Below are 6,540 nucleotides of genomic sequence, written 5' to 3' on the forward strand. Positions count from 1 at the left end.
CCCAATACCAGCTGCTTGCCTGAGCTCTCAATCACCTGAAGGTACTGGGAAAAGCCGGGCAGTTTCAACTCGCCAGCCAGCTGGGGATTGGTCGGCTGCCTCAAGTCCAGCGTGAAAAACGGATCGATCTGCCTGAAGGTGACCATAAAGCCATAATCGTCCATCAAGCGAGCCGAGTGGATGGTTTCTCCCGGCGCTAGACCCTCAAGGCGACCCACAATGTCCAGCTTTTGGCCTTGCTGCTGCAATACGTACAGGTTGTTGGATGTGTTGTTGTTCCAAAAGGAGCCGGTGGTGCTGGCGACACGCACAAAGCCCTCGTGTTCATCCACCGAGAACTGGTTGAGTACCTGACCGGGCGCGTCCCCTGTGGCGACTAACGTAAGCGGGTTGAGATCCACCTTTAACAGCTGCGTCTGCGGGTTTGACCAATCCTGCCAATCCGTCCTTAACAAGTAGAGATTGTCGCGGGACATGTAAGCCTTATCCAGGTAGCTGGTAGGGATGCCCGTCGAGAAGTCGGGTCCCGGCTTGCCATCATCCACGTCGAAGACCGAGACGTTGGCCACCTGGTAGGGTTTGTCATCCAGCGGCTTGTAGATGTTAGTGGCTTGACTGAGCTGTCCTGAGCCCACTAGCCGTCCTTGGCCATCCACCGTGGTAAAGTCAGGCAGACCCAGCTTCAGCTCCTGACCTTGGATCCGCGCCAGGTATTGTTCTTTAGTTTCGTATTGGTAAGTGTATGTGTCCCAGGGGATAGGGGAAATGATTGGACTAATAGCTCGCTTGGACAGGTTAAAACCCTCGTTGGCAATTGGTTTGGTTTCAACTTTCGTTCCCGGCACTAGTTCCGGCTCCGGCAAGCCAAACCCAGCCTGCGTCACCACGTACACCTGGTCGTTGATGGCGCGCGACGTCAGCAAACTCCCTTCCAACTGCGATTTTTCCTCTATCTTCACCGACTTCGGGTCGGATACGTTGAACACCGTGACGTTGACCTTGGGACCAGAGAACGTGGGAATAGAGCCAGACGATGCCTTGGCGAACAGAAACTTCCAAGACCTGTCATTGGATATCACCGTCAGCCGGTTGCCCTGGAGGTAGGCTCCCTTGATGTTGCCCAGAGAGCTTAAATCTGTTTGCGAGGCAATGTTCAGCTGTTGCGAATTGCGCGCATCGACTATCGTTAAAGTCTGACCCACCACCTCGTAAATATACTTCCCGTCGGTTTCCACCAGGTCGGCCTCGTCCACCCCCTGCTCTTGGGTGTTCGTTGAGCTGGAATCGACCGATGCCGTTCCCCCTATCACCGTTGTGAAGCTATTTGAGTTTTTCGCATCCGCTGACGCTATCACCTGAGCGACGTTGCCCTCTAGCTGGCTCTGGTTAGATAACAGATTGACGGAGTCCGCCTGGGCCAAGATATCATCTGTCTTCTTCCCGAACAAACTCGAGTACTTCGTCAGCGCATCGTTGACTAAGTACGATTTTAATTCTGACTCGGATTTAAATTTCTCAATTGTTGGCGATTGACTGTCTGCAATCATATTCTTTCTCCTTGGGCTAATCCAGCTAGTTGTCTGGACAAAACTCTGGGTAGGTTTTGAGCCAATGTTTCTTAATATTTTGACTAGGTAAGAATCTAGGCTTCATAAGTCTAATTTGATTAGCCCAACCTGTGTTGCCAAAATGCCAGTTCATCGGCAGTTGCCCACAAAGGGGGCAACTGCCGGCTTTTCCCTTGTTTTTTCTAGAATCCAGCCTGGGGCTAGTGAATTTACATGACTACAAGTGCCAGCTGACCTCATCCCCATGTAGTTCAACCTTACCAAATCTTCAAATTCCGGGTCAAAGATGGAAAATTAAGCACCATAGTTGCCATTTATTCCCTGGGGAATTTTATCGCTTATCAACTGGGAAATTACAAAGACATTGGCGGAATTTTTTCCGGCAATATTCGCCAGCGCTTTCCTGAAAAAACTGGAGAAATTACCCTAGTGAAAGCAATAACCACCTCAACTCAGAATTATCGCTTAAATAATCGGCTTAATTTTCGCGTTCATGGGAGAGAAACTCTCGTGAATCGCCAAAAAGATTCACTAATTCCCGCCAGCAAGTATCCAGTCTTAAAACGGCAATTAATTGATATGAAGCGTCATCTCAAATCTTTAAAGGAAATACGCGATCTCTAGAAGAATGACTCCTAATATCGAATCCGTTTGCCAAGGAGCTGAATTATTTATCTCTCTTCGCTTCCTCTCGCTCAAGCTGTTTGATATCATGTCCGGTTAATTACTTGTAATAAAAACTTCGACCCGTCGGGAGCGTCCCCGCGTCTGGGAGTCAGCCCTAATTATAAGCGTTCAACCGGACATGATATGATTACCGGAAGCAGATAATTTGGCTGACAAGCAAAAATTATCTGCCTCCAATAAATGGCGACTAAAGTTCAATTTCCCTAACTCTTTTCCAAATGAGCGAACCGTAAGCTAGAGGTTGAATAGACGGAAAATTTCGGTATAATAAATAGTTAGCTGTATTCGCTTTGAGTAAGACACAGGACTACCTGAATGGCGATCGCAATGCCGACCTGAAATTTCCGATTACGACCTGGAACCATGCACCAGAGTTGAAGCTGAAGGTTCGTTTGAACCAAAGCACCAGTGAGGGCAACAGCAGCACTATTTCTTTTCCAACTTAACTGGAACGCCTAGTTTTGAGCGGAGTGTGATGGTTGCCCATAATACGATCTGAAAATCTGGTACTAGGGTTAGTTGGTATTTTTGAGCCATAGTTGCGATAATCAACACCATTTCCATTTCTGCAAAACTCTTACCGATGCAAATGCGTGGACCATTCCCAAAGGGTAAATATACTCCTCTAGGCAACCGCTTTTCTAAATCGTTAGCCCAGCGATCGGGATCAAATTTGTCTGGATCTTCAAAGTAACGCGGGTGTCGATGCATTGTCCATGCACTTATTAAAACTGTGCATCCTGCTGGTATTTTGTAACCACCAATTTCGTAATCTTGAATAGCTATACGAGGCATAACAGCTACAGGTGGATAAAGCCGCATTGCCTCCTTGATTACCGAGTTGGTGTAACACAAGTGCGGTATATCAGAAACTGAGGGATAGCGACCATCCAATACCTCTTTTAATTCAGTCAGTAACTTGGTTTGGACTTGTGGGTGTAGCGATAGCAGAATAAAAGTCCAAGACAAGACAACAGCTAGAGCTTCTTGTCCTGCAAACAATAAAGTCACTACTTCGTCTCGCAGTTGCTTATCGCTCATTTGACTATTATTATCTTCATCGCGAACTTGCATCAGCATTGAGAGCAAGTCGCCTGAATATTCACCACTTTGTCGTCGCTGCTGAATCAGAGAATAAATATATCTATCCATCTCTTCGAGAATACGTTCGTAACGCAGGTTCTGCGTTGCTAACTGCTGGTCATTAAATTCTTCTTGGTCTTTACTCTCAAACAATCTCGTAGATATTCCTAAAATGTAACCTATATCTTGAGCCTCTTCCTCAGTTAACTCATCGTTGAAGATTACTTTCCATATAATGTCTAAAGTTAGGCGCATCATGTCTGACTGAACGTTACGGATTTCACCATCTTGCCAACGATTGAGCAAGCGTTCAGTATAAGCTACTATAGTTTCACCATAGGTGGTAATGTGCTGATGGTAAAAGACTTGTTGAGTAATGCGTCGTTGATGAAGCCAGGATTCTCCCTCCTTCAGAAATATCCCTTCACCAAGTAGCCTTTGCAAGGCAGTACGCACATGCGGACCTCTAACAAACAGAGATCGATCTTTTGAAACTTGCTCGATATAGCTAGGACAGTTGAGTAATATAACTTGGTTTATACCGACTTGTAGCGGTACAACATCCCCATATTCACGAGAGCATTTGGTTAAAAAAGCCAATTTATCTTCGTTGAGGTTAGCCAGTGTATCAACTACGGATTCTCTCCCAGGTCCAGGTAAATTAAATACCTCTTGATTCATGCTCATAATTGATTAAGTATTCAACAATTCAGCATTTACTGGAGTCCAAGCTTTGGCATCTGGATATAGACTAGGAAAGATTGTATAATTTCCTTATTAATAAATCTAAAAAATCGATGGAATTTCGTTGACGGCTTGCACAATTTGACCACCTATTGAAATGTCATGAGCAATTAGAGCAATATGTTGATCGAGAAATTGCTCGTCATCATTCCAGATGTAGGGATAATGGGGTGAAGGAGGTTTTCCAACAACTTCTCGCACAGCCACATACAATTTTTTAGTAGCAGGTGATAAACACTCACTAGCATTGTAATGACCGGCAACCAAATAGGTTCTTAGATCAACTGCTTGGACTCCAAACATCAATGCCAGCGCCAGATATTGCTGAAAAAGTTCAATCGAACGACGAGCTAAATTTGCTGAATTAAATCCTTGGCTATTAATGTTCTGGTTGAACTGTTCAGCATGAGTCGGAAAGCGATCGACAATTGAGTTTCCATAAAAAGTCAACAGGGGCATGATGGAGTTTCCAGTGATTTGTAGCCCCTTGAGTCCCATATTAACTAGACGCTCAGTATTACCAACTAAAGAGGCGGAGAGTCCATTATTAAATTCGGGTGCTACTAAAAGGGCAATTTGTGTATCAAGGTGTTTAGCTAACAGCCCAATATAGTAGCGTAACTGGTCCATCGCCATTCCTACATATTGTCCGAGAAAATTGCCAGCGTGATAAATTGCTTGATTGGCAACATCAATCAATGGGTTATCGGTAACTGAATTAATTTCCACTTCTATTTGGCTATAAATATACTTGATTCCCTCCATAATGGGACCTATATACTGCGGCAAACAACGGAGTGAATAACGATCTTGAATCGGTTGGTTCCCCCGATAGTCATGAGAACCGTCTAATTCATTACGGATTAAGCTCGATCCTTGCAATAATTCCAACATGCAAGAAGCTGCCCAAATCTGACCAACTTGAGGTTTACACTGATGAATAAATGGGTGAAATGACTGATTTGTTCCATTCAAGCCCTGAATCAATAGTGCATGGATACCCATTGTCAATGCCAGCCCTGCTCGTGCATCATGTACAGAGTTACTTGCGATTCCTGTCATTACTGAAGTACCGTTCATCATAGCTAGCGCTTCTTTGGGCTGGAGTTGCAATGGTGGTAATCCCAGACGCTTTAGCGCTGTTAGAGCATCTATCTCTTCGCCATTAAAGTCAACTTTGTAACTGCTATCAACTCCAAACAATGCTCCCGTGATATAAGCCAGTGGTGTTAAATCACCACTAGCACCAATACTGCCAAACTCATATACGTAGGGAGTCACACCAGCATTTAAAAAAAACGCCATGCGTTGAATCACCTCAAGCCGAATACCAGACACTCCTTTCAAGTGAGAGTTAGCCCGCAAAAGTATTCCAGCTCGTACATCTGCTAGAGGTAACCTCTGTCCTGCACCAACCTTATGATATCGAACCAGATTGTTCTGTAATTGGCTTGCCAGTTCAGGTGAGATAACAACATTAGCCATTCCACCAAAACCACTGGTTACACCATATATTGGCTGACCAGCTGCCACTGCTTTGTTAATGTAATCGCAGGATGCTTGGACACCTTGCAAAATATCACTTTGATTGGTTATATCTACCTGTACACCATTGCGAGCGACCTGTGCAACCTGATCTATGGTTAAAAAACCACCTAAGCTAACTTTCACCTATTTTGCTCTCCTTGATTCAAACTTTTGTGTGGCAGAATGGGCGTTGCATAAATAGGGATAAATCGATATTTTTTACCCAGACACAAGACTAAATGATTAATTCTTTGCGTCTTTGGGTTACACAAAATTCATCCTATCAATCAGCAACGCCAAAGAATGAGTTTCTGCAACCTCGTGTATGGAGAATTTCTCAGACTATTCCTGTGTCGTTTTTAGTATAAGAAATGGCTAGATAGGTGCCCCCTCCGGATACATCAGTTGCTGCCGTTTCTCCCATAGTTTGGCTTCTGCGAGACAGATTTCTTCAATTTGTTGAACCACATCTTGAGAAACACCCAGTTTTGCTGCCATTTTGCTTACCTTTGCCCGTTCCGGGTCACTATATTCTCCATCAGCACTGCAAGCTTTAATAGCATCGTAAACAAGATAACGCCGTGAACCAGTTGCCTCTGGAGCATCACCAATCACCTGCTCGATATCTTCGTCAGCTTTGTAAGATTTGAGTTCCTCCACTAATGAGTCTGGTGCGCCAAAAGCAGATGCAAACCCAACGACCCAGTCTCTTTCTTCAGGGGCTAATGTACCGTCTCCATTGGCACAAATGAGAACCGACTTCAAGTAACCATCATAAGCTTCCATACTTGGAATTTTGCCAAAGTTGAGCCACACCCCGCTCTAAAGAGACGGGGATTCAGGCCAGGAATTAAAGTTAACTTTTCGCCCTTCAATAGCTATCTGGTTAACATTTCCTGACTGTGCCGAGAACCGCTCCGAGGGAGAATGA

General features: G+C 44.8%; 6 protein-coding genes. 2 read left to right on the forward strand and 4 right to left on the reverse strand.

Annotated elements, in window-relative coordinates:
- Positions 1-1,547: beta-propeller domain-containing protein (locus MiSe_RS46920; RefSeq protein WP_226593914.1), on the reverse strand; the 1,547-nt coding region annotated here is incomplete at its 3' end.
- A 450-nt stretch (positions 1,548-1,997) separates the two neighbouring features.
- On the opposite strand from MiSe_RS46920, the gene MiSe_RS46925 reads away from it, so the two are divergent.
- Both MiSe_RS46925 and MiSe_RS46930 read left to right on the forward strand, forming a co-directional pair.
- Positions 1,998-2,192 (forward strand): hypothetical protein, encoded by a 195-nt coding sequence (locus MiSe_RS46925; protein ID WP_226593916.1) that lies wholly within the window; start codon positions 1,998-2,000, stop codon positions 2,190-2,192.
- A 353-nt stretch (positions 2,193-2,545) separates the two neighbouring features.
- A complete protein-coding gene (locus MiSe_RS46930; RefSeq protein ID WP_226593918.1) occupies positions 2,546-2,701 on the forward strand; it encodes a hypothetical protein in 156 nt (51 codons plus the stop codon).
- On the opposite strand, the gene MiSe_RS46935 is transcribed toward MiSe_RS46930, so the two are convergent.
- From MiSe_RS46935 to MiSe_RS46945, 3 genes are all read right to left on the reverse strand, one after another.
- A complete protein-coding gene (locus tag MiSe_RS46935) occupies positions 2,682-4,025 on the reverse strand; it encodes a cytochrome P450 (RefSeq protein WP_226593920.1) in 1,344 nt (447 codons plus the stop codon). The genes MiSe_RS46930 and MiSe_RS46935 overlap by 20 nt on opposite strands.
- A 99-nt stretch (positions 4,026-4,124) precedes the next feature.
- Positions 4,125-5,753: an HAL/PAL/TAL family ammonia-lyase gene (locus MiSe_RS46940; protein ID WP_226593921.1), complete on the reverse strand. Its 1,629-nt coding sequence runs from the start codon at positions 5,751-5,753 to the stop codon at positions 4,125-4,127.
- Positions 5,754-5,984: 231 nt separating this feature from the next.
- Entirely contained in the window at positions 5,985-6,395 is a 411-nt protein-coding gene (locus MiSe_RS46945; protein WP_226593923.1) for a tellurite resistance TerB family protein, read from the reverse strand.
- Positions 6,396-6,540 lie beyond the last annotated feature (145 nt).

The sequence above is a fragment of the Microseira wollei NIES-4236 genome (genome assembly GCF_020521235.1).
Taxonomy (GTDB): Bacteria; Cyanobacteriota; Cyanobacteriia; order Cyanobacteriales; family Aerosakkonemataceae; genus Microseira; species Microseira wollei.

Bases quoted from the DNA above. Each gene is read 5' to 3' on its own strand.
- MiSe_RS46945 (WP_226593923.1), bottom strand. From the start codon at position 6,395: ATGGAAGCTTATGATGGTTACTTGAAGTCGGTTCTCATTTGTGCCAAT.
- MiSe_RS46935 (WP_226593920.1), bottom strand. From the start codon at position 4,025: ATGAGCATGAATCAAGAGGTATTTAATTTACCTGGACCTGGGAGAGAA.